This window comes from Pontibacillus litoralis JSM 072002 (assembly GCF_000775615.1).
GTDB lineage: Bacteria > Bacillota > Bacilli > Bacillales > BH030062 > Pontibacillus > Pontibacillus litoralis.
In genome coordinates this window covers 199,296-222,935 of sequence record NZ_AVPG01000001.1, presented here as the reverse complement: position 1 = coordinate 222,935, position 23,640 = coordinate 199,296, and the positions used below count along the sequence as shown (strand labels likewise).

The window sequence follows — 23,640 nt, the reverse complement described above, 5'->3', positions numbered from 1 at the left end:
ATGTTTGCATACTTTTAGAAACAATTATGATGAAGGAATCGCAGAAAGGATAATGCGATATGGAAAAATCTATTCACCCAATAGCGAAGATGGAGCATCAACAAAGTAAACGAACGTTTATCATTCGTTGGTCTTTCTTTACTATTGGATTAATTATTCTAGCGCTTGGTATTGCCCTTACGATTAAAGGGGAGAAGCTAGGAATAGGGCCGTGGGATGTATTCCATGTCGGTCTATATGAGAAATTCGGGTTAACCGTTGGCTCATGGTCCATTATTGCGGGCGTCATCATTGTTGCAATTACATCAATAGCATGGAAACAATGGCCGCAGTTTGGGACGATATTGAACATGTTTTTGTTAGGAGTATTTATAGATATATTTTTGTTGATTTTACCTAATCCAGATACGATGTTAATGATGGTGTTGTGCTTTGTTACAGGAGTAATAATACTAGCATATGGTATTGGTATTTACGTGGCACCGGAGCTTGGTGCGGGACCAAGAGACGGTTTAATGTTACTCATCCATGATGTAACGGGGTGGAAAGTACAATGGGTGCGAAATGGAATTGAGATTACCGTTTTTCTGCTTGGTTGGATGCTTGGTGGACCTGTTGGAATTGGTACGGTTATCATTGCTTTCTTTTTAGGAACATTAGTCGGATATACATTACCACAAAGTAAGAAGTGGTTAGATTACTGTATACAGAGAGGTGAACAAAATGAAAATATCAACAAAAGGTCGATACGGTCTGACAATCATGATCGCGTTAGCCAAAAAGTACGGTGACGGGCCGATTTCATTAAAATCGATTGCAAGAGAGCACGATTTATCGGAGCATTATTTAGAACAACTCATTGCACCTTTACGCAATGCAGGTCTTGTGCGAAGTGTGCGTGGTGCTTATGGTGGTTATATGCTAACTCGTACCCCGGAGGAAATTACGGCTGGAGATGTGATACGTGTGCTAGAAGGTCCGATTAGTCCTGTAGAAGGTATTGAGGAAGAAGCGCCAGCAAAAAAAGCTCTTTGGATGCGCATACGAGATGCGGTGAAAGATGTGTTAGATACGACGACGTTATACGATCTCGCTCAACACGATGAAGAAGATGATCAAGAAGCATATATGTTCTATATATAAATAACTGATTGGTCGATACAACACAAAAGGAAGGAAATTTTGTATGAAACCCATTTATTTGGACCATGCCGCTACAACACCTATAAGTAGTGGGGTAATAGATGCAATGGCGCTAGTTTTGCAAGACGTATATGGGAACCCGTCAAGTGTTCATTCATATGGTAGAAAAGCGCGTAAAGTATTAGATGAGGCACGAAGAACAATTGCCACAAGCATAGGGGCGACAGATAAAGATCTTGTGTTTACAAGTGGTGGAACAGAAGCAGATAATTTGGCTATACTAGGAGCGGCTAAAGCAAGAAAGCATTTAGGTAAGCACATTATTACGACACAAATAGAGCACCACGCTGTACTACATCCTGTTCAAGAGCTAGAACGAGAAGGATTTGATGTGACGTATGTACCTGTCCAAGAGAATGGACTTATTTCAATAGAGGATATAAAGCAGGCGTTACGTGAAGATACGATTGTGGTTTCTGTTATGTATGTCAATAATGAAACAGGGTGCATTCAACCTATTGCAGAGATTGGGGAAATGTTAACAGACCATCAAGCTCTTTTTCACACGGACGCCGTTCAAGCATTCGGTGCGATACCAATCAATGTCCACGCATTACATGTAGACTTAATGACGATTACCGCTCATAAAATAAACGGACCAAAAGGAATTGGAGCGCTATATATTCGTGAAGGTGTTAGCTTACATCCGACTCAATATGGAGGAGAGCAAGAGAGAAAACGGCGACCAGGAACGGAGAATATTGCTGCCGCTCATGGTTTTGCCAAAGCTGTTGAAGAAATGAAAGAAATGCAACAAACACGCGTGCAGACGTACAAGCACTATAAAAAGCTCTTTCTCGAAACGCTTACAAATGAAGGAATACACTATGAAATCAATGGTGGAAGAATTAACGTGCCAACGATTGTAAATATTTATTTCCCTGGTACAAATGTAGAAATGTTATTGACAAACTTCGACCTAGACGGAATTGCTGCTTCGAGCGGTTCGGCGTGTACTGCTGGCTCTGTAGAACCTTCCCATGTGTTAACTACTATGTTCGGTGAAGGAAATGAACGGACAACGAGCTCGGTTCGTTTTAGCTTCGGCTTAGCGAATACAGAGGAGAACGTGCGCGAAGCTGCCCTTAGAGTCGCTAAAACTGTCAAACGATTAACGAAAACAACATAAGGAGTTGACAACAATGAAAGAACCACAAGATACACGTGTTGTTGTCGGAATGTCAGGTGGCGTAGATTCATCTGTAACGGCGCTGTTATTGAAACAGCAAGGTTATGATGTTGTCGGTATATTCATGAAGAATTGGGACGATACAGATGAAAACGGCGTATGTACAGCAACAGAAGATTATGAAGATGTCATTCGTGTATGTAACCAATTAGACATTCCGTATTACGCGGTTAATTTCGAAAAACAATATTGGGATAAAGTGTTCACGTATTTCTTAGAAGAGTACAAAGCCGGAAGAACACCAAATCCTGATGTTATGTGTAATAAAGAAATTAAATTTAAAGCATTTATGGACCATGCGATGTCACTTGGAGCGGATTACGTAGCAACTGGTCATTATGCGCAAGTGCGCAAACAAGGGAATCGTTATGAGATGTTACGTGGTCATGATCACAATAAAGATCAAACGTATTTCTTAAACCAATTAACGCAAGACGTGCTTAAGAAAGTTATGTTTCCTCTAGGTCATATGGACAAAAAGCAAGTAAGACAAATAGCAGAAGAAAACGATTTAGCTACAGCTAAGAAGAAAGATTCTACAGGTATTTGTTTTATTGGTGAGCGAAATTTCAAAGAATTTCTTAGTCAATACTTGCCTGCTCAACCGGGAAATATGGAAACAATGGACGGAGAAGTGAAAGGGAAGCATGATGGCTTAATGTATTATACATTAGGGCAACGTCAAGGGTTAGGTATTGGTGGTCCTGGAGATCCTTGGTTTGTTATTGGTAAAAATGTAGAAGAGAACATATTATACGTTGGACAAGGCTATCACAATGATTTGTTGTATACAGAAGGATTAGAAGCATCTGGTATGAATTGGACACTTGGTGAAGTTCCTACTGAACCATTCACGTGCACAGCCAAATTCCGTTATCGTCAAGAGGATAGCAATGTAACCGTTACGCCTATTAGTGCAACGCAGATTCGTGTTATGTTCCACGAACGAGAGCGTGCCATTACACCTGGACAAGCGGTTGTTCTATACGATGGGGATGTATGTCTTGGCGGCGGAACGATTGATCAAGTATTAAAAAACAATGAGTATGTGACGTATGTAGGTTAATATCCCTGACTCGCCCTTTGAGTTAGGGGTTTATTTTACATATTCGATATGGAAAACAAGGAAAACATGGAGGTATTGTCGAATAAATGGATTATTTAAAGCAAGGCATTGACTACATGCAAGAACAAAAATATGAAGAAGCTGCACAAAGCTTTACACAAGCGATAGAAAATCATCCAAATGATCCGCTCGGTTATATTAACTTTGGTAATTTACTAATGTATATGAATGACTTAGAAAGGGCGCAGCGTTTTTTTGAAAGAGCTGTTGAAATTGATTCAGAAGCCGCAACAGCTCATTACGGTCTAGGTAACGTATTGTACGAGCAAGGGAAATATAGCGAAGCGCAGAAGCCGTTCCAACAAGCAATACAGCAAGGGTTAGAAGAGAGCGATGGTTACTTCATGCTAGGGCTTTCTTTTCTATATGAAGAACAGTTTAAGCTTGCTATGCCATACTTATTAAGAGCTACAGAGCTTTCTCCTGAAGATGACGAGAAGTTGTTCCAATACGGATTATGTTTAGCGCAACTTCAAATGTTAGAACAAGCGTTACAAATGTTCTATAAGGTATTACAGCTTAATGATCAGCATAGTGACGCCCATTACAATATCGGTGTATGCTTGTTATATACAGAAGAGGCGGAACGTGCGTTAAAGCATTTTAACGATGCATTACACATTCAACCGGATCACATGCTTGCAGCTCATGCAAAAGCAAAAGTAGAAGAAGCATTGCTCGAGCAGCGAAACAATCAATAAAGGGGAATATCGCAATGGAAAAGCAATTAGAAGAACACTTTCATGAGGAAAAAGGTTATATAAAAGGAGAGCTCGTTCGAATGATTTATCAAAATCCGGATGAGCACTTTTCCATTGCTCTTATTCATATTATTGATACGAATGAATCGATAGAAGAAACAGAAGTCGTGATTAAAGGGCATTTTTCTCCATTACATAAAGGTGAGCATTATTTGTTTTACGGTAAAGTGACCAACCATCCAAAATTCGGCGATCAATACTATGTAGAGCACTATCAAAAGGACATTCCTACTTCTAAAGAAGGAGTTGTGCTGTATTTATCGAGCGATTTATTTTACGGCATTGGAAAACGCACGGCAGAACGTATTGTTGGGGTGTTAGGAGAAGATGCAATTCAAAAAATTTTGCACGACTCATCTGTGTTAGACGAAGTGCCTCATTTGTCCAAAGAGAAAGCGGAACAACTTGTAGCAGATTTAAAAGAGCATCAAGGGTTTGAGCATATTGTTGTAACATTGTCTGAATATGGGTTTGGCTTGCAAATGGCTCAGAAAATTTACGAGGTATATAAAGATCGAACACTTGAAATATTACAAGAGAACCCATATCAATTTGTTTTTGACATTACTGGTTTCGGCTTTAAGCGGGCAGATGAAGTAGCTGCTAAACACGGTATTTCTTATAATCATCCTTCTCGAATACAAGCTGCGTGTTTATATTCGTTAAATGAGTGGTCGCAACAAGGTCATGTTTATGCACCACACGATGAATTAATCGAACAAGTGAAGAATGTTCTTAATACAGGCGAGAATGCATTAACTTCAGAAATGATATCCACGCAAATCAATGACCTTGTGGAAGATCGTCATTTAATAGAAGAGGAGGGGAAAGTGTATCTCCCTTCTTTGTACTATGCGGAAACTGGTTTTGCGGAACAATTTAATCGTTTATGGATGGCTGAAAGTATGGAAGAACATACACAAGCTGATATTATGAAAGTTATCGGAGAAATTGAAGAGGAAGAACATATTAGTTACGGAAAAGAACAGTACGATGCAATTGAACGGGCGTTACATTCTAATTTAATGATTTTAACAGGTGGTCCTGGAACAGGTAAGACGACGGTTATTAAAGGTATTATTACAGCATATGCCAAGTTAAATCGAAAGTCCCTTTACCCTGCCGACTACACTCAAGATGAACCTTTTCCTTTTCTACTCACTGCTCCGACCGGTAGAGCGGCAAAGCGCATGCATGAATCAACAGGAATACCAGCTGTTACCATTCATCGATTGCTAGGGTGGAATGGGACAGAGTCATTTGAGCATGATCATGACAATCCTTTAAGTGGCAAGGTATTAATTATTGATGAATTTTCCATGGTGGATATATGGCTGGCCAATCAATTGTTCAGAGCAATACCATCTGGCATGCAAGTATTGCTTGTTGGCGATGAGGACCAGTTGCCATCTGTTGGTCCTGGTCAAGTGCTATCTGATTTGTTATCACTCGCTCAAGTACCAGCTATTTCTTTGAAAGAAGTGTACCGACAAAAAGAAGGTTCTAAAATTATCCGTCTTGCCCATGATATGAAGCAAGGAAAGTGTGAAGCCCAAACATTAGAAAAAGCAAAAGACTTTACCTTTATTTCTTGTGAGGAAACCCAAGTGCTTCACGTAGTACAAACGGTATATAAACGAGCCATTGATAAAGGACATACCGTCAAGGATATTCAAATACTTGCTCCGATGTATCGCTCAAAGTTAGGGATTCACCGTTTTAATGAGGAAATACAACAGTTAGTGAATCCACCAAGCCGGCAGCGGAGGGAGATGAAAGTAAAAGATGTCACTTTCCGAACAGGAGATAAAGTGATTCAGCTTGTCAACCAAGCAGAATCTGGTGTGTTTAATGGAGACATAGGGGAAGTAGTAGCCATCTACAGGGAAGGTGAAACGAAAGATCAAAAAGAAAAGCTCGTCGTGTTATTTGACGGTAAGGAAGTGGAGTATTTGCGTAAAGATGTATCGCAAATTATGCATGCTTATTGTACGTCTATTCATAAATCACAAGGAAGCGAATTCTCGATTGTCATTATCCCTGTTGTTAGAAGCTACGCTCGCATGTTAAGGCGGAATTTACTATATACAGCAGTAACCCGTAGCAAAACGTCGTTAATTCTTTGTGGCGATGAGCAAGCTTTTCGAAAAGGGGTCCAAACGGTGGATACGAATCGACGTTATACATCCCTAACCACTTACTTACAACGAATACAAGAAAGGCCTCAAGGAGAAGTGGGAGAAGAGGAAGAACTTTCCCCTTATGACTTTATGGAATAGAAGCATACTAATAACTGTTCATATTTACGATATGTGAACATACCATTGGGTGATAACATTCTTCATTTAGTGTATGGAATGTGCATGATTTGGTAATACTGTCAACTACAACAGAATGATAGTAAGGAGTTGCCAAAAAAACATGCATTGCCCAAACTGTAAACGGAAAGATATCGGTAAAATAGGGACGAGTCAATATTATTGCTGGAACTGTTTTATCGAGTTATCCGTTACGAACGATAAACTACATGTCCATCAAGTGGAAGAAGATGGTTCGTTGAGTTCTCTTGATGACTTGTTTGAAGAAGAAGTTCAAGCAGCCCGGTGGTAATCCTTTAAGGGTGGTGAAGCGAATGAATCGAACATTAACTTCTCTTGTAGCCCTTGGAATAGGTGCTGCTATCTACTCCACTGCTAGGGATAACGATGCCTTTTCTCAAAAGTCAATGAGGCGTATGAGAAAAAAAGTTCAAAAAGCATTTCGGTAAAAAAAGGGACAGACTCCATTTTCTAAGGGTCTGTCCTTTTTGTGAGGGGATGGAGGTGGCGTAAGTTTGAAAGCGAATAAAGACCAAATTGTACTTTGGATATATCGAACAGTACTCATTTTACTCATATTACTCATATTCTTTTTATTAATGAAGCTGTTTCCTTTCTATGAAGGCTTCATCCATTTAATAATTAAGTTACTCATCCCTTTTGTTATCTCCATGTTTATAGCTTATTTGCTTCACCCGATTGTTGAGCAGTTGCATGAACAATATATGCCTCGATGGTTAGCGATTTCCCTTATTTATTTGTTGTTTTTTGGAGGAGTCGGGTATGCGATTTTTAAGATGTATCCAATCTTCTTAAAGCAATGGAAAGACTTACTGAGCAATGTACCACAGTTTGTCGATACGTATCGGAAATGGATTAATGATATATATGAAAGTACTTCTTATTTACCAGAAGCAATCCATGATCGAATGGACACATTGCTGTACAATGTAGAGAAGTTAGGTGATGGTTTGGTAGCGTCTATCGGTGATCATGTGCTGAGTATGGTAGATTGGCTGTTGTTAGTTGCTGTCATTCCTGTACTTGTGTTTTATATGTTGAAAGACTATCCACTAATGAAACAGGCGATTTGGCAATGGACACCACATGCTTTTCGTGAAGAAGGGAAACAGATGGTAGAGGACATTGATAAAAGTTTGGGTGGGTATATTCGCGGACAATTACTCGTATGTTTGTTTGTGGGGGTTATTTCCATATTGGCACTGTGGCTAATCGGAATGAAGTACTCTCTCGTCCTAGGAGCGTTAATGGGGATTACGAATGTGATTCCTTACTTCGGGCCGATTATTGGAGCCATTCCTGCTATTATTATTGCAGTAACAGTAAATACAAATATGATATTCTTCGTACTTCTAATTGTGTTTATGGTGCAATTAATAGAAAGTAATTTATTGGCTCCTTATATTGTAGGAAAAAGCTTGCATATACATCCATTACTCATTATACTAGCGCTATTAATTGGTGGGGAGCTAGCTGGAATTCTCGGTTTGGTAATAGCAGTTCCTACGCTTACCATTCTTCGAGTTATTTTTCATCACATTCGATTATGGCGCTATAGTGATTGACATTTTGCCAACGGTTCTCTATAATTTTTTGGTATATAATACTTTATAAAAATCGAAATACGTTGATGGAACCATTGTATAATAGACCATCCATGATGTATGCAGAGAGTAGCACCCTTGGCTGGAAGGTGCTTGGATGAAGGATTATACATAGCTAATCCGGAGTGCGGCTTAATTTCCGCCGGGTTTCGCGCCGTTATAGCGAATGGAAGAAGGATATTCTTCCTTAGAGTGATGAATCCTATATGGTTCATAACCAGGGTGGTACCGCGAAGCGTAACTCTCGTCCCTGCATAATTTGCAGGACGAGAGTTTTTTTTGATGCATAATTCAATACATTTTATAGGAGGAGAATCATGATGAAAACATTAACATCTGCTCAAGTTCGTCAGCTGTTTTTAGACTTTTTTAAAGAAAAGGGACATAGTATTGAACCTAGTGCTTCCCTCGTACCACATGAAGATCCAACGTTGCTGTGGATTAACAGTGGGGTTGCAACGCTAAAAAAATATTTCGATGGTAGCGTTATTCCAGACAACCCTCGAATCGTTAATGCACAAAAATCAATTCGTACGAACGATATAGAGAACGTCGGAAAAACTGCTCGTCACCATACGTTTTTTGAGATGCTAGGGAACTTTTCTATTGGTGACTATTTCAAAGAAGAAGCCATTGAGTGGGCATGGGAATTTTTGACGAGCCCGAAATGGATAGGCTTTGATCCTGCTCGTTTAAGCGTAACTGTACATCCTGAAGATGACGAAGCGTTAAAGATATGGCGGGATAAAGTCGGATTAGATGCAGAGCGCATCATTCGATTAGAAGAGAATTTCTGGGATATTGGGGAAGGACCAAGTGGACCCAATACAGAAATATTTTATGACCGAGGGGAAGCGTATGGCAATGATACGTCAGACCCAGAATTATATCCTGGTGGAGAAAATGAGCGTTATTTAGAAATATGGAACTTAGTATTTTCTCAATTCAACCATAATCCAGATGACACATACACACCACTCCCTAAGAAAAATATTGATACAGGGATGGGACTTGAACGAATGGTTTGCGTTATACAGGACACACCTACGAACTTTGAAACAGATTTGTTCTTCCCATTAATTAAGCAAGTAGAGAAGTATGCCGATTGTAAATATGGTGATGCAATAGAAACAGATGTATCCTTTAAGGTAATTGCTGACCATATTCGTAGTGTCACATTTGCTATTGGCGATGGTGCACTGCCGTCGAATGAAGGGAGAGGGTATGTACTACGTCGCTTACTAAGAAGAGCTGTCCGTTATGCGAAACAGATTGGAATTCATGACCCATTCATGTATCAGCTCGTTCCACAAGTAGCTAGCATTATGGTAGATTTCTATCCAGAAGTTCAAGAGAAACAAGCATTCATTCAAAACGTCATCCAAACGGAAGAAGAACGTTTCCATGAAACATTGAATGATGGGCTAGCGATTTTAACAGAGATTATCAAACGTGAATCTGAACAAGGTAAGAACGTCTTCCCTGGCACAGAAGTGTTCCGATTATATGATACGTATGGATTTCCTAAAGAGCTCACAGAAGAGTATGTACATGAAGCAGGATTTACACTAGATGAAGCAGGTTTCCAACAAGAAATGAATCGTCAACGTGAGCGTGCTCGAAATGCTAGACAAAAAGTAGATTCTATGAGTGTACAAGAAGGTGTACTTGGAGAAGTTACGGCTGCAAGTGACTTTACTGGCTACAATCATTTGACTACAAATACAATCGTCACAGAATTAGTGAAAGACAAAGACTTCACCTCAGAGGCAACGGAAGGAGACGAAGTGTACGTCTTTTTAGCGGAAACACCGTTTTATGCGGAAAGTGGAGGACAAGTAGCAGATAAAGGTTGGATTTACAACGAGCAAACTACTTTGGAAGTAGTAGACGTTCAAAAAGCACCAAACGGTCAGCATTTACATCGTACGATTGTTCAAAAAGGTACATTATCAAAAGAAGCTACCGTTACAGCTTTAGTGGATAAGGGGTCTCGGTCTCATACAGTGAAAAATCATACAGCGACGCACTTGCTTCATCAAGCGTTAAAAGATGTATTAGGAGAGCATGTCAATCAAGCGGGATCTCTTGTATCTCCAGACCGTTTACGTTTTGACTTCTCTCACTTTGGTTCTGTTACAACAGAAGAGTTACAAAAAATTGAAGCAATTGTGAATGAGAAGATTTGGGACTCTATAGCTGTAGCAATTGATTTACATTCCTTAGAGGAAGCGAAAGCAATGGGGGCAATGGCGCTATTTGGAGAAAAATATGGTGATACGGTTCGGGTTGTCCAAGTAGATGACTATTCGATTGAGCTATGTGGTGGCTGTCACGTCATGAATACAGCTGAAATAGGTCTGTTCAAAATTATTTCAGAGTCTGGTATTGGAGCAGGGACACGACGCATTGAAGCTGCTACAGGTAAAGGTGCTTATGAATTTATGTCGAATAAAGAAGCAGTATTAAACGAGGCGGCTGACATGTTAAAAACGAAACCAAATAATGTTCCGGAACGTATTGAAGGATTGCATCATGAAATGAAACAATTAGAACGTTCAAAGGAATCATTAGCTGCGAAACTAGCGAACTTGGAAGCATCTTCTATCCTAAATGAAATAGAAGAAGTTGATGGGGTACCGTTATTAGCGAAGCAAGTTGACGTATCCGACATGAACGCTTTGCGCAACATGTTGGATGATTTAAAACAAAAAGTTTCTTCTGGCATTATTTTGTTAGCAGCAGTCAATAATGGTAAAGTACAGTTAGCAGCAGGTGTTTCCAAAGATTTAATGGAGCGAGGGTTCCACGCCGGTCATTTAATTAAAGAAGCTGCAACTCGCTGTGGCGGCGGCGGTGGAGGTCGACCAGATATGGCGCAAGCAGGAGGAAAAAATCCTGAACAAGTGACAGAAGCGTTACAATATGCAAAAACATATGTACAATCCATTACTTCTCCACAATAATCCGTTATAATGAAAAGAAAGAGTGCTTATACGTAAAGAGGTGATCTAATGAGTTCGATGGACAAAACGATGAAGTTTAATTTTAATGAAGAACCATTTGATGACAACGTGAAGGATGTATTGTTGTCTGTCCACAAGTCACTGAGGGAAAAAGGATACAACCCAATTAATCAAATTGTAGGGTATTTGTTATCAGGGGATCCAGCGTACATTCCGCGCCACAATGATGCTAGAAATATTATTCGTAAACTAGAGCGTGATGAATTAATTGAGGAATTAGTTAAATTCTATCTAGAACAACAAGAGGGCTAATATGAAGATAATTGGATTAGATGTAGGAGAGAAAACAATCGGTGTTGCTGTCAGTGATGCATTTGGCTGGACTGCTCAAGGCATAACGACAATTAAATGGGCTGAAGGTGATTACGATGCTGCCTTTCGTGAACTAGATCAGTACATGATAGAGCACGAGGTGGGCAAGATGGTCATTGGACTACCGAAAAACATGAATGGTACAATAGGAGAACGCGGCGAAGCTTGTCAACATTTTGCCGCGAAGGCAGAAGCGCATTATCAAAAACCAATCGTTATGTGGGACGAGCGGTTAACGACTATGGCAGCTGAACGTGTTTTACTCGATGCAGATGTGAGTAGATCGAAACGTAAGAAAGTCATTGATAAGATGGCAGCAGTCATTATATTGCAAGGATATTTAGATTCTCAAGGATAGAGGTGAACAGAATGGCTAATGAAGAAAAAGAGCGTATTATCATTCCTGATGAGAATGGTGAGGAACATTTATTTGAAGTAGTATTTGAGTTCGACGTCGACCAAACAGGACATTCCTATATTGCTGTCGTACCAGTTGAGCAAAAAGAGAGTGAACAAGCGGAATTATATGCTTTCCGATTTGAAGATAGCGGAGACGATGAAGAGCTTGCCCTATACCAAATTGAGTCTGATGAGGAATGGGATATGGTAGAGGAAGTACTTGGAGCGCTTATCGAAGAACAACAATAGATAGAAATGAGTGAAGGCCTGATATGTATCAGGTCTTTTTTTTGCAAAAATTGATTTACGATGGAAAAGTGAATGGACAATTTTTCACAAATAATAGAAAGCTGGTCGTTTTTTATAGTATAATGGAGCGGATAAAGGAGGAATACATATGTCTTCGTCGAATGAGGGAATGAACCATAATCGAAATAGTGAGAGACGAGCAGTTCGTAAAATTGTAGGGATTACGCTAGCTGCCCTTATTTTACTCATCATTACAGGAGGATTGTTCGCATTCTTTTACATACAATCAGCCTTACAACCAGTGGATTCCAATGATGATACACCAATAACAATTGAGATTCCAATTGGTTCCAACGTATCCGCCATTGCAAGTATTCTAGAAGAGAATGAAATTATTAACAATGATCGCGTATTCCGTTATTATATAAAATTTAAGAATGAATCGGACTTCCAAGCAGGAGAGTATACATTTACGAAAGCAATGACATTAGATGATATTATTGAATCATTAAAGTCTGGTAAGGTTGCCAAAGAACCAGTATACACCGTAACGATTCCTGAAGGGAAAACGATTGATCAAATAGCGGGGATATATTCCAAAAAAACCAACGTCACTAAAAAAGATTTTCTTGAAACGGTAAATGATCCAGCTTACATTGAATCCTTAATCGATCAGTATCCAAATTTGTTATCAGAAGATATACTTGATGCAGAAATAAGAACACCTTTAGAAGGATATTTATTCGCTGCTACGTACGATTTTTATGAAGAAGATTTAAAAGCGGAACAAATCGTCGAGAAGATGTTGAATAAATCGAACCAAATCGTACAACCAAAGCATAAAGAAATAGAGAAGAAAGATTTAACCATCCATGAAGCCGTTACATTAGCATCACTTATTGAGAAAGAAGCGCCAAAAGAAGAAGATCGTAAAAAGATATCTGGTGTGTTCTATAATCGCTTAGATCAAGCGATGCCATTACAGACAGACCCAACCGTACTATATGCTTTAGGGAAACATAAAGATCGAGTGTTGTATAAAGATTTAGAGGTAGAATCTCCTTACAACACGTATAAAGTAAAAGGGCTACCAGTTGGACCTATTTCCAATTTCGGTGAGAACGCTTTAGATGCAGTGATTGATCCAGAACCGTCCGAGTATTTATATTTCGTAGCAGCACCAAATGGGGAAATTTATTATTCAAATAATTATGAAGAACATCAAAAGTTAGTGGAAGAACACTTACGATAATAGGGAAAGGAATTGCGGGATACGACCTCGCATTCCTTTCTTTTTTTTGTTACAATAGTAGGGTTGTAAAAAGGTAAATAAAACGTTGTATAATTCCAAAAAGGAGGTTAACCCATGTTACAGAATGCATTAACACAATATTTGTCCACAACACTAGATGACAAGGATGAGTTGACGAAGGAGCTAGAAGCGTATGCAGCTGAACATCGTGTTCCCATAATGGAACCTTTAGGTATGGAATTTGTGCAGCAAATCATTCGTTTAACGAAACCGACTAGAATATTAGAAATAGGAACGGCAATCGGCTATTCCGCTATCCAAATGGCGAGAAGTTATCAATCAGCAATCATCACGACAATTGAACGTGACGAAGAGCGTTATAAAGAGGCAATAGCTAATATCCAAAAAGCAGGGTTAGAACATCGTATTAACGTTATATTAGGGGATGCGTTACAGACAGCCGAAGAGGTAGAACGAAAGGGCCCGTATGACGCTTTGTTTATTGATGCCGCCAAAGGCCAATACCAACGCTTCTTTGAGTTATATACTCCATTTATGAATGATACAGGTGTCGTACTTTCCGATAACGTATTATTTAAAGGGTATGTTGCTGATAATCCAGCCGATGGTTCGAATAAGGCAAAGGTCGCAAGTAAGATCAAAGCATATAATGAGTGGTTAGTAGCTCATCCACAATACAAAACAACGATTATCCCTATAGGCGACGGGGTTGCAATAAGTGTAAAGAGGTGACAGAAAGATGGGAAAACCTGAAATACTCATAACGCCAACAAAGGTAGAAGATATCGCGATGCTTGCAGATGCAGGAGCAGATGCATTTATTATCGGAGAGCAATATTATGGTTTACGTTTAGCTGGCGAATTCAATCGTGATGAGGTGAAAGAAGCGATTGAAATAGCTCATGCTAAAGGTAAGAAAGTGTATGTAGCAATGAACAATATTTTTCATAATGAGAAGATTGATGCATTGCCAGATTATGTGGCATTTTTGCGTGATGTGAATGCGGATGCTATTGTTTTTGGTGATCCAGCTGTTTTAATGACCGCTAGAGAAGTAGCACCTGACATGAAGCTTCACTGGAATACAGAAACGACAGCTACCAATTGGTACACGTGTAATTATTGGGGGCGTAAAGGTGCAAAGCGAGCTGTATTAGCAAGAGAGATAAATATGGATTCCATTGTAGAAATCAAAGAAAATGCAGAAGTAGAAGTAGAAGTGCAGGTTCATGGGATGACATGTATGTTCCATTCAAAGCGTTATTTAGTAGGGAATTATTACCGTTATCAAGGGAAAGACTTAGAAGTGAAGCGTCAAAGTAAAGAAGAAGGTCTTTATTTATATGATGAAGAACGAGACAATAAGTACCCAATCTTTGAAGACGAGAATGGAACGCATATAATGAGTCCGAATGATATTTGTATGATTGATGAATTAGAAGAACTGTTAGACGCTGGAATCGATGCAGTTAAAATTGATGGAGTATTAAAGTCATCCAGCTATTTAAAAGCAGTAACCGGAGCATATCGTGAAGCAATTGACACGTATTTTGAAAAAGAAGAGGACTATGTTGAAGTAGCTGATCGGATGTATCAAACGATTGAAGCCGTTCAACCGAAAAACCGCCCATTGGATACAGGCTTCTTCTTTAAGGAAACGGTGTATTAGGAGGTAAAAGAAATGGCGACAACACCAATCTCACAAGTAATCGATGGAAAACGAAAAATTGTCAAAAAGCCTGAGCTTCTAGCACCTGCTGGAAACCTTGAAAAGCTGAAAATTGCAATTCGATACGGAGCCGATGCCGTATACATTGGCGGTCGTGAATTTGGCTTACGTTCTAATGCGGGGAATTTCTCAATCGAGGAAATGGCTGAAGGCGTTGCATTTGCAAAAGAATACGGTGCGAGAGTGTACGTTACGACGAATATATATGCCCATAACGAGAATATGGAAGGGCTAGAGGAATACTTGCAAGGAATTGAAGGAGCGGGTGTGTTCGGTATTATTGTAGCCGATCCACTTATTATTGAAACGTGTAAACGAGTTGCTCCTAAATTAGAAGTACACCTTAGCACGCAACAATCTTTATCCAACTGGAAAGCAGTTCAGTTCTGGAAAGAAGCAGGTATGGACCGAGTTGTTACCGCTCGCGAAACAAGTCACGAAGAAGTAAAAGAAATGAAAGAAAAGGTAGATATTGAAGTGGAGGCCTTTATTCACGGAGCGATGTGTATATCCTATTCAGGCCGTTGTACGTTAAGTAACCATATGACAGCAAGAGATTCCAACCGTGGTGGATGCTGTCAATCTTGCCGCTGGGATTATGATCTCATGAGGACAGATGATGAGCAAGATGCCCCTATGTTTGCCGAGACGGAAGCACCTTTTGCGATGAGTCCTAAAGATTTAAATCTTATTCTGTCTATTCCTAAGATGTGTGACATTGGAGTGGATAGCTTAAAGATTGAAGGTAGAATGAAATCTATTCATTACGTTGCTACTGTCGTTAGTGTTTATCGCAAAGTGATTGACGCTTATTGCGAAGATCCAGATAATTTCTATGTGAAACCGGAGTGGGTGAAAGAATTAGCCAAATGCGCTAATCGTGACACTGCTTCCGCTTTTTATGAAGGAATACCTAGTTATAAAGAGCAAATGTATGGAGCCGATAATGAAAATAGAAAGACAGATTATGTATTTTGTGGTATGGTGTTAGACTTTAATGAGGAGACATCTATTGCAACTGTTCAGCAACGTAACTATTTTAAACCAGGGGATACTATTGAATTCTTTGGTCCGCATATCGACGGGTTCTCACAAAAAGTTACGGCGATATGGGATGAGGAAGGTACGGAGTTAGATGCAGCTCGTCATCCATTAGAAACGATTCAAATAAAAGTAGAGCAACCTATTTATCCATATGATATGATTCGGAAGTATAATGGAGAGGGGCAATAAATGAAGATGACGAATAAGCCTGTTGTCATTGGAGTTGCTGGTGGAACTGGATCAGGAAAAACGTCTGTCACTCGTTCCATTATTCAACAATTCACGGACAAAACGATTTTAATGTTAGAACAAGATTTTTATTATAAAGATCAAAGTCATTTACCGTTTGAGGAGCGATTATCGACGAACTATGACCATCCATTAGCATTTGATAATGATTTATTAATCGATCATTTAGAGCGGTTGATTGCTCGTCAACCAATAGAGAAGCCAGTATATGACTATAAACTTCACACCCGTTCAGATGAAGTTATTTATACAGAGCCGAAAGATGTTATAATAGTAGAGGGTATCATGATATTAGAAGACGATCGACTTCGAGAATTAATGGATATTAAAGTATTCGTCGATACAGATGCAGATGTACGAATTATACGCCGTTTATTACGGGACATTAAAGAGCGAGGAAGAACGATTGACTCTGTTATCGAGCAATATGTTAATGTTGTAAGACCAATGCATTTGCAATTTGTAGAGCCGACGAAACGCTACTCAGATTTGATTATTCCAGAAGGCGGTCAAAACCATGTAGCAATTGATATATTGGCAGCAAAGATAAAAACCATTTTAGCGGAAAAAAAGCAATTAAATTAGAAGTTCATGATATATTTGATGAAAAATGATTGAAAATAAACCAATTATCTGCCATTATATTGAGTAGTAGTTCAAATATATCAAGAGCATTCATAAAATAAACGACATGTAAAAAAATGAGCGCACATACTTAGTGCCGCTCAATTTTTATATGGTAATTTATTATTTTGTTGTAGTAGTAAAAGGAGTGAAAGTCAAATGGCGGAAGAAAAAAGTTATTATATGACTGAAGAAGGTAAGAAGAAACTAGAAGATGAGCTTCATTATTTGAAGACAGAAAAGCGTCAAGAAGTTGTAGAGCGTATTAAAATAGCTCGAGGCTTTGGAGATCTATCTGAGAACTCGGAATACGATGCTGCAAAGGATGAGCAAGCATTTGTTGAATCACGAATTTCTCAAGTAGAACTAATGATCCGCAATGCGGTAATCATAGAGAATGATGGAGCAAACAGCAATGAAGTGCAATTAGGTAAAACGGTTACATTTCAAGAGCTACCAGATGGCGATGAAGAAACTTATATCATTGTAGGTAGCGCTGAGGCAGATCCGTTCGAAGGGAAGATTTCCAACGATTCTCCAATGGCGAAAAGCTTAATTGGCCATGAAGTGGGAGAAGAAATTGCTGTTGCAACGCCTGGTGGCGAAATTCAAGTGAAAATCATTAGTGTAGAATAATTGTACACGTCTAGCAAAGTCAGCACAGTAGTTAAACTGTTGCTGGCTTTGTTTTTGTTTAATTCCTTCTTCCATTGGTGATACTTAGGGATGGAAGAGGTGAGTGTGCTTGCATCCATTACGAGTAAAAGTGGTGGCGCTTGTTATAGCCGTTTGTTTTATTGTATTGTTACTTCGGTTATCTGCGATTCAATTATGGTTTACAGAGAGCTTCGGGAAGGATGAAGTGAATCTATTAGAAGAAAGTGTAGCACAACGAACGCAGCAGCTGACCATCCATAATGGCAGAGGTGGATTTAGCGATCGACATGACCAACAATTAACGAAACCAACGCAGTACGATATCGTTTTGTTTCCATTTTTGAAAGACATGAATGTACCGATGAACGAAATAGCGCAACAGTTCCCTATTTCAACGTCACAACTTATACAGACCATCCAACTAGCTCAAGAACCGTTTTACATGTCAGATTTGATTCATGAACCTGTATCAGAGGAAGTGTATACGACGTTTGTAGAGAAGAATATTCCTGGAATCTATCCAGTAGAGCGTAAATTAGATGTAGATCCTAAGATAGCGGCTCACTTTCTCGGATTGGTTCGAGACACAGACAATCAAGGGAATAATCAAGGGATATCCGGATTAGAAGCAGCATTTGAGCCTTTTTTACAAGCAGACAGTGAGGAGCAATTGTTGTATCACGTCGATGCAAAAGGAGGGCCGTTATATGGTTTGCAAGTGAAATATCAAGGTATGGAGGACCCTTATTACCCTGTACAAATAAAGACGACGATCCACACCCCTATTCAACAAATGGCGGAAGAAGTAATACGTAAGCATTCTATCCATAAAGGAGGGCTCGTTTTACTAGACGTTCAGAATAGAGATGTGTTGGCAATGGTCAGTAAACCGAACATAAATGATGATGATCCATATGATCAGCAACAAACTGGAGACGAAGCTACAATTCATAATTATATGTTGAAAGCGACCATGCCAGGTTCGGTTTTTAAAACAGTAATAGCTGCTGCAGCACTAGAGCATACTAGCCTGAATACAAAGCAAATGTTTGATTGTAATATAGGAGTTAATGGGAGAAAGCCGAGCCGTAAATTAGGAACACTGACTTTTACAGAAAGCTTTGCACAAAGCTGTAACCATACATTTGTTCAATTAGCTCAACAAATGATGGAACAAGATTCAGAAGTGTTGGATTACTATGTTGAAAAATTAGGACTAGATCATACCGTCGGATGGCAAGGAGACGTCTTCCATCTTCAAGACTTTCAGCAATTTCCCGAGGAAGAGCCTTCTACTATATGGGCAGATGAAAGTCACAAGCAAGACACCAACTTAATTGCTCATACAGCCATTGGGCAACAAGATGTTCAAGTTACCCCTTTAGCGGTTGCGAATATGATGGCAACGATTGCATCAGACGGCATGAAGAAAGAAGTACGTGGTGTGACAAGTATTGTATATAAAAATGGTACCCCTATGTATGAATTTCCAGAACAGCAGCAGTCTACTTCACGTATATCCGGCTACACAGCTAAGCAATTACAGAAGTTATTGTATGAAGTAACAGAACACCCAAAAGGGACAGGCAAAGCGTTGAAAGGGCTTCAAGTAGCTGGAAAAACAGGGACAGCAGAAGATGAGAGGGCAGAGATGGACTACCATTGGTTTGCTGGTTTTTTCCCATATGACAATCCGCAATACGCGATGGTTGTTCTTGATCTACAATCGGACACAGCGGATTCACTGTTCCAAGTTTATAAAGAAATGGTGCACTATTTATATGATCAGTAGCAGGTCTTTTAGACAATTTTGTACAGAAGGCCTGCATAAGTATACATATTGAATGAATAGTGAGTATAAAGTTTTTTCGCATTATTTTCTTTATTACTGCTTACGATAAGTTCAAATACACGTTGCTGTTCCACGGATAGAAACTCTACTATACTTCCATCTAAATAATAAATGACGAGGATTTCGCGGTCATGATCGTACCCAATCGTTTCAAAAGATCTTAAATTCCACATTTCGCGTTGAAATGTAGTCCAATTCATTTCATTCACCTCGATATTAAGAGTCTATATAGTAATAATTATAGTTTTATCAGAATATTCCTTCTTTTATTTAATTTTTTTTGAAAGAGTAAGCCAATACATGCATAGATTTACTAATGATATAATCAGAGTTCAATAGAATAACCGCTTGAATGCACCATATATTGAGCGGATGATTGTGGAATAAAGCGTATGCTGCCTGATGGGAGAGTGAGGTAGCGACTCAAAGATAGCAAGGTGGATCAATCGCTCTTCTCCAATTTAGATATGTTCTCATTTCAATAAGAATAGTGGAATAGAAATGGATTCAAATACAAAAACAGTGATGATGAAGGATTGGTAAATGGGTGTGTCCGTTGTATAATAGATGTAGGGAGGGTATATGTTATGAGCGATCAATCACGTCTTAACCGTTACGATAAACGAAGGAAAAATACAAAACTAATTACGAATTTAAGTGTAGCAGGGGGAGTGTTAGCCATCTCTTTACTGCTTATTATTTTATTACCTTTTGGAGGAGACGATGCCCCAAAGGCGATAGATGGCAATAATCAAGAGAAACAAGAGGAAAAGGATGTACAACAAACTGAAGTAGAAGTAGAAGAGATTGACCAAGAAGAAGAGGAAAAAGATGAGGTAAAGGTAACCCCTTCTAATGAAGAAAATGTGGTAGAGGTGTGGGAGAAGGACTGGTCGCCTGTTGCAACTGAACAAACGAACCATGGCACCATCTTGCAACAAGGATCTCAAGACTGGGCGGAAATGGAGGAAGCCTTTCGAGTTGCTACAGGTTTAAGTGAAGGAGATATGATTAATTGGTGGTCAACCCGTTGGAAAGGCGATCAAAGTGTAATTGGTACCGTTTCTAACGGTGCTAAGACAGAGCATTATAAAGTGTATGTTGAATGGATCGACAATGAAGGATGGAAACCAATTAAAGTAGAAGTATTGGAAAATAATGATGCACCTACGTATAGCTAATGACAAAAGGAGATGGAATCATGACAATCGCAATTATTGGAGCAATGGATGAAGAAGTACAATTACTGAAAGAACAAATGACAATCGAAAGTGAAGAAACAGTAGCTAATTGCACTTTTTATCAAGGAATGTTAGAAGGAAAAGCTATTGTATTGCTTCAATCAGGTATTGGAAAAGTGAATGCAGCAATGGCGGCAACAATTTTACATGAACGTTATAAGCCTAGCCACGTTATTAATACTGGCTCAGCAGGGGGCTTTGCTCAGCATTTGCAAGTGGGCGATATAGTTATATCGTCTGAAGTACGTCACCATGATGTAGATGCAACGGCATTTGATTATGAGTACGGACAGGTTCCATCGATGCCTGCTGCTTATTTTCCAGATGAAGCACTTGTTCAATTAGCAGAGCAAGCTACGACCACGCTACCTGATATCCAATGTGTCCGTGGCTTAATCGCTACAGGGGATTCTTTTATGGCTGATGCAGAGCGAGTTGCATTTGTCCGCACAAAGTTTCCGCAATTGCAAGCGGTAGAGATGGAAGCGGCAGCTATTGCACAAGTATGTAAGCAATATGAAACACCTTTTGTAATTATTCGTTCTTTATCAGACATTGCAGGTAAGGAATCGAACGTATCCTTTGATCAATATTTAGAAGTAGCAGCAAAGCATGCAGCGACACTTATTCAAGAAATGGTGAAAAACGCTTGAGCACCTAATACTTACCACCTCCATTAGAACACCATGCATGTTATCATTTGATAGAAAGAGGTGGTAACGTGGAACAAGTAACAGAATTAAAAGCGAGAATAGAAGATTATAAACGTTTTATTATAACGTTACTCATCATGAGTGTTTACTTTTATTTAGGAACATTAATTACGACTTATATTAAGCCAAATGCAATGAATCTATTATTTTTAAGTATTACGATGATAAGCCTTTGTATCGCAGCATTCTTCATTTGGAAAGTGAAGAAGTGGAATGATGATATGAGTGAATATAATGATTAAATAGTAAAAGAACACGGCATTATTGTCGTGTTCTTTTACTTATCGAGATTTGTAGAAATAAAAACCGCCTAACACAAGCAACAAAATTAATAATACGACGGTTAAAGCGAGCCAATAGCCACCAGCATAAGAAGGATAACCACACGGTACCGGATAGGGAGTGTATGGATAGCAGCCGTATTCCCAATAACTCATATACTTCACCTCAAGTAAAAATCGTGTTTGGACGTATTATATGAAGAACAAGTGGAATTTGTTTAGGAAAGCAGCCTAATCATGTTAAGGAGTATTATTATTCTTTTCTTTTCGATAAAACTCATGAAAAATCTTCATGAGCGCTCTTTTTTCAATTCGGGATACGTAGCTTCGTGAAATACCTAACGTTCTTGCAATTTCTCTTTGTGTTAATTCTTCCTTTAACCCAAGGCCATATCTTCCAATAATAACCTCTTTCTCTCGCTTGTCGAGGATTTTTAAGTATTCTTGTATTTTTTCTAATTCCATATTGAGTTGAATTAATTCAACTACATCGGCATTTTCGGCTTTTAGAATATCGATTAAACTTATTTCATTTCCTTCTTTATCTTGCCCGATGGGATCTTGTAAGGAAACGTCCTTTTTCGTTTTCTTTGAAGCCCTTAAATGCATAAGGATCTCATTCTCAATACATCTAGCAGCATAAGTAGCTAGCTTCGTGCCTTTCCCGGGAGAGAAGCTTTCAATCCCTTTAATTAAACCGATTGTGCCAATGGATATTAAATCCTCATTATCTTCACCAGTGTTATCGAATTTCTTCACAATATGAGCAACAAGGCGTAAGTTGTGTTCAATGAGCCGATTACGAGCATCTTCATTTCCTTGCTGCATGTCTGCTAAGCATTTGGCTTCTTCTTCAGGAGATAAAGGTTGGGGAAAGGCGTGATTTTTTACATAAGATACGAAAAAAATCGTCTCTTTAAAAAAGTAGACAAGGGCGGATATGATACTAGACAAATGTATGCACCTCCATTCCACACATGTCGTATTAGGTAATCGCCTATATAGACACCTTATGTAGGCATTAAGGGAAATGTGTCTGTCCATCCAATAATTACAACCATACAAAAAAACCTAGCACATGGGCATGCATGTACTAGGTTCCATTCATATTAACACGATTTTATTTATCCAATTGTTTATGGTAGTCGTCTTTCACACTGTTGCCCCAAAGCTTAACACCACTTCGATAAGCAGCCCGTGAAATCATATGTCCAGATACAGGGGCGGTTAACAGGACAAAAATAATACCTAGTATTAATTTGCCACTCACAATATTATGCTCCACGTACATGAAGAGGAAAGCAGAAATCATAATACCTGCGACACCGAGTGTTGAACTTTTCGTAGCAGCGTGCAGCCGAGTATATACGTCAGGAAAGCGCAAAATACCGATGGAGCTAGATACGATAAAGAACGTTCCGCTTAGCATGAAGATAATAATGACGATATCCCATATAGCTTCAATCCACATCTCGTTCAATAATAACACCCTTTTCTAAGAATTTTGCGATGGCAATCGTCCCAATAAAGAGCAAAATTCCTATTAATAAAATAACGTCGTTCAATTTGGTTGTTACAAGATAGATAGCAATCAACCCTGCCAAAGCCATTAGATTAATTCCGATGGTATCTAATGCAACAGCTCTGTCCGGATTGGTAGGCCCTTTAATTGCGCGGTATAGCAATAGAATGATGGAGATGGCAACCGCAGAGATACAGATTTCTGTAACGGTGTATAATAATTGTTCTGTCCAAATATCGGGTTGCAT

General features: G+C 39.1%; 28 protein-coding genes. 23 read left to right on the top strand and 5 right to left on the bottom strand.

The features are described 5' to 3' along the window. Positions 1–59 precede the first annotated feature (59 nt). From N784_RS01145 to N784_RS01055, 20 genes are all read left to right on the top strand, one after another. Positions 60–791 (top strand): YczE/YyaS/YitT family protein, encoded by a 732-nt coding sequence (locus N784_RS01145; protein WP_232305952.1) that lies wholly within the window; start codon positions 60–62, stop codon positions 789–791. Continuing rightward, the gene (gene cymR, locus N784_RS01140; RefSeq protein ID WP_036831147.1) at positions 724–1,143 is read left to right on the top strand and encodes a cysteine metabolism transcriptional regulator CymR; all 420 of its coding nucleotides are present in this window, start codon (positions 724–726) and stop codon (positions 1,141–1,143) included. The genes N784_RS01145 and cymR overlap by 68 nt, the downstream gene beginning before the upstream one ends. Positions 1,144–1,186: 43 nt before the next feature. Further along, on the top strand, positions 1,187–2,332 hold the full coding sequence (locus N784_RS01135; RefSeq protein ID WP_036831145.1) for a cysteine desulfurase family protein: 1,146 nt from the start codon (positions 1,187–1,189) through the stop codon (positions 2,330–2,332). A gap of 13 nt (positions 2,333–2,345) precedes the next feature. Further along, complete coding sequence (gene mnmA / locus N784_RS01130) at positions 2,346–3,458, top strand: tRNA 2-thiouridine(34) synthase MnmA (protein ID WP_036831143.1); 1,113 nt, start codon at positions 2,346–2,348, stop codon at positions 3,456–3,458. Positions 3,459–3,544: 86 nt separating this feature from the next. Continuing rightward, a complete protein-coding gene (locus N784_RS01125) occupies positions 3,545–4,219 on the top strand; it encodes a tetratricopeptide repeat protein (protein WP_036831135.1) in 675 nt (224 codons plus the stop codon). Between the two features lie 14 nt (positions 4,220–4,233). Continuing rightward, the gene (gene recD2 / locus N784_RS01120) at positions 4,234–6,558 is read left to right on the top strand and encodes an SF1B family DNA helicase RecD2 (protein ID WP_036831133.1); all 2,325 of its coding nucleotides are present in this window, start codon (positions 4,234–4,236) and stop codon (positions 6,556–6,558) included. 142 nt (positions 6,559–6,700) lie between these two features. Further along, positions 6,701–6,889, top strand: a complete 189-nt coding sequence (locus N784_RS01115) for a hypothetical protein (protein ID WP_036831131.1) — start codon at positions 6,701–6,703, stop codon at positions 6,887–6,889. A gap of 22 nt (positions 6,890–6,911) precedes the next feature. Then, complete coding sequence (locus N784_RS16160; protein WP_084600080.1) at positions 6,912–7,046, top strand: YrzQ family protein; 135 nt, start codon at positions 6,912–6,914, stop codon at positions 7,044–7,046. Positions 7,047–7,112: 66 nt separating this feature from the next. Further along, positions 7,113–8,183 carry an AI-2E family transporter gene (locus N784_RS01110; protein ID WP_052127071.1) on the top strand — a complete coding sequence of 357 codons (1,071 nt, stop codon included), beginning with the start codon at positions 7,113–7,115 and terminating at the stop codon, positions 8,181–8,183. A 359-nt stretch (positions 8,184–8,542) separates the two neighbouring features. Further along, positions 8,543–11,188 carry an alanine--tRNA ligase gene (gene alaS, locus N784_RS01105; RefSeq protein ID WP_036831681.1) on the top strand — a complete coding sequence of 882 codons (2,646 nt, stop codon included), beginning with the start codon at positions 8,543–8,545 and terminating at the stop codon, positions 11,186–11,188. Positions 11,189–11,236: 48 nt separating this feature from the next. Continuing rightward, positions 11,237–11,500 carry an IreB family regulatory phosphoprotein gene (locus N784_RS01100; RefSeq protein ID WP_036831129.1) on the top strand — a complete coding sequence of 88 codons (264 nt, stop codon included), beginning with the start codon at positions 11,237–11,239 and terminating at the stop codon, positions 11,498–11,500. A gap of 1 nt (position 11,501) precedes the next feature. Beyond that, complete coding sequence (ruvX, locus tag N784_RS01095) at positions 11,502–11,918, top strand: Holliday junction resolvase RuvX (RefSeq protein WP_036831122.1); 417 nt, start codon at positions 11,502–11,504, stop codon at positions 11,916–11,918. 11 nt (positions 11,919–11,929) lie between these two features. Next, the gene (locus N784_RS01090; protein WP_036831119.1) at positions 11,930–12,208 is read left to right on the top strand and encodes a DUF1292 domain-containing protein; all 279 of its coding nucleotides are present in this window, start codon (positions 11,930–11,932) and stop codon (positions 12,206–12,208) included. Between the two features lie 148 nt (positions 12,209–12,356). Continuing rightward, positions 12,357–13,460, top strand: coding sequence for an endolytic transglycosylase MltG (gene mltG / locus N784_RS01085; protein ID WP_036831116.1), 1,104 nt, complete (start codon positions 12,357–12,359; stop codon positions 13,458–13,460). 114 nt (positions 13,461–13,574) lie between these two features. Beyond that, a complete protein-coding gene (locus N784_RS01080; RefSeq protein ID WP_036831113.1) occupies positions 13,575–14,213 on the top strand; it encodes an O-methyltransferase in 639 nt (212 codons plus the stop codon). A 7-nt stretch (positions 14,214–14,220) separates the two neighbouring features. Next, positions 14,221–15,150, top strand: coding sequence for a peptidase U32 family protein (locus tag N784_RS01075; protein ID WP_036831110.1), 930 nt, complete (start codon positions 14,221–14,223; stop codon positions 15,148–15,150). A 12-nt stretch (positions 15,151–15,162) separates the two neighbouring features. Then, positions 15,163–16,443, top strand: coding sequence for a peptidase U32 family protein (locus tag N784_RS01070; RefSeq protein ID WP_036831109.1), 1,281 nt, complete (start codon positions 15,163–15,165; stop codon positions 16,441–16,443). A gap of 6 nt (positions 16,444–16,449) precedes the next feature. Next, positions 16,450–17,088: a uridine kinase gene (gene udk / locus N784_RS01065; RefSeq protein ID WP_036831679.1), complete on the top strand. Its 639-nt coding sequence runs from the start codon at positions 16,450–16,452 to the stop codon at positions 17,086–17,088. A gap of 198 nt (positions 17,089–17,286) precedes the next feature. Continuing rightward, entirely contained in the window at positions 17,287–17,763 is a 477-nt protein-coding gene (gene greA / locus N784_RS01060; protein ID WP_036831106.1) for a transcription elongation factor GreA, read from the top strand. 109 nt (positions 17,764–17,872) lie between these two features. Then, positions 17,873–19,576: a peptidoglycan D,D-transpeptidase FtsI family protein gene (locus N784_RS01055; protein ID WP_036831103.1), complete on the top strand. Its 1,704-nt coding sequence runs from the start codon at positions 17,873–17,875 to the stop codon at positions 19,574–19,576. An 8-nt stretch (positions 19,577–19,584) separates the two neighbouring features. Here N784_RS01055 and N784_RS01050 read toward each other — a convergent pair whose 3' ends face one another. Next, a complete protein-coding gene (locus N784_RS01050; RefSeq protein ID WP_052127070.1) occupies positions 19,585–19,836 on the bottom strand; it encodes a KTSC domain-containing protein in 252 nt (83 codons plus the stop codon). Positions 19,837–20,223: 387 nt separating this feature from the next. Between N784_RS01050 and N784_RS01045 the strand changes: the two genes are divergently transcribed. The 3 genes from N784_RS01045 (at position 20,224) to N784_RS01035 (ending at position 21,832) form a co-directional block, all read left to right on the top strand. Further along, on the top strand, positions 20,224–20,817 hold the full coding sequence (locus N784_RS01045) for a YrrS family protein (RefSeq protein WP_036831101.1): 594 nt from the start codon (positions 20,224–20,226) through the stop codon (positions 20,815–20,817). A gap of 20 nt (positions 20,818–20,837) precedes the next feature. Further along, positions 20,838–21,530: a 5'-methylthioadenosine/S-adenosylhomocysteine nucleosidase gene (mtnN, locus tag N784_RS01040; protein WP_036831098.1), complete on the top strand. Its 693-nt coding sequence runs from the start codon at positions 20,838–20,840 to the stop codon at positions 21,528–21,530. A gap of 68 nt (positions 21,531–21,598) precedes the next feature. Next, a complete protein-coding gene (locus tag N784_RS01035) occupies positions 21,599–21,832 on the top strand; it encodes a YrhC family protein (RefSeq protein ID WP_036831095.1) in 234 nt (77 codons plus the stop codon). 39 nt (positions 21,833–21,871) lie between these two features. Here the strand turns inward: N784_RS01035 and N784_RS16770 are convergent, their stop codons facing one another. From N784_RS16770 to N784_RS01020, 4 genes are all read right to left on the bottom strand, one after another. Next, a complete protein-coding gene (locus tag N784_RS16770; RefSeq protein ID WP_198134377.1) occupies positions 21,872–22,027 on the bottom strand; it encodes a hypothetical protein in 156 nt (51 codons plus the stop codon). An 84-nt stretch (positions 22,028–22,111) separates the two neighbouring features. Then, a complete protein-coding gene (gene sigK, locus N784_RS01030) occupies positions 22,112–22,825 on the bottom strand; it encodes an RNA polymerase sporulation sigma factor SigK (RefSeq protein ID WP_036831092.1) in 714 nt (237 codons plus the stop codon). Positions 22,826–22,991: 166 nt separating this feature from the next. Continuing rightward, positions 22,992–23,342 (bottom strand): monovalent cation/H(+) antiporter subunit G, encoded by a 351-nt coding sequence (mnhG, locus tag N784_RS01025; protein WP_036831674.1) that lies wholly within the window; start codon positions 23,340–23,342, stop codon positions 22,992–22,994. Next, positions 23,332–23,640 carry a Na(+)/H(+) antiporter subunit F1 gene (locus N784_RS01020; protein ID WP_036831089.1) on the bottom strand — a complete coding sequence of 103 codons (309 nt, stop codon included), beginning with the start codon at positions 23,638–23,640 and terminating at the stop codon, positions 23,332–23,334. Before N784_RS01020 ends, mnhG begins: the two co-directional genes overlap by 11 nt.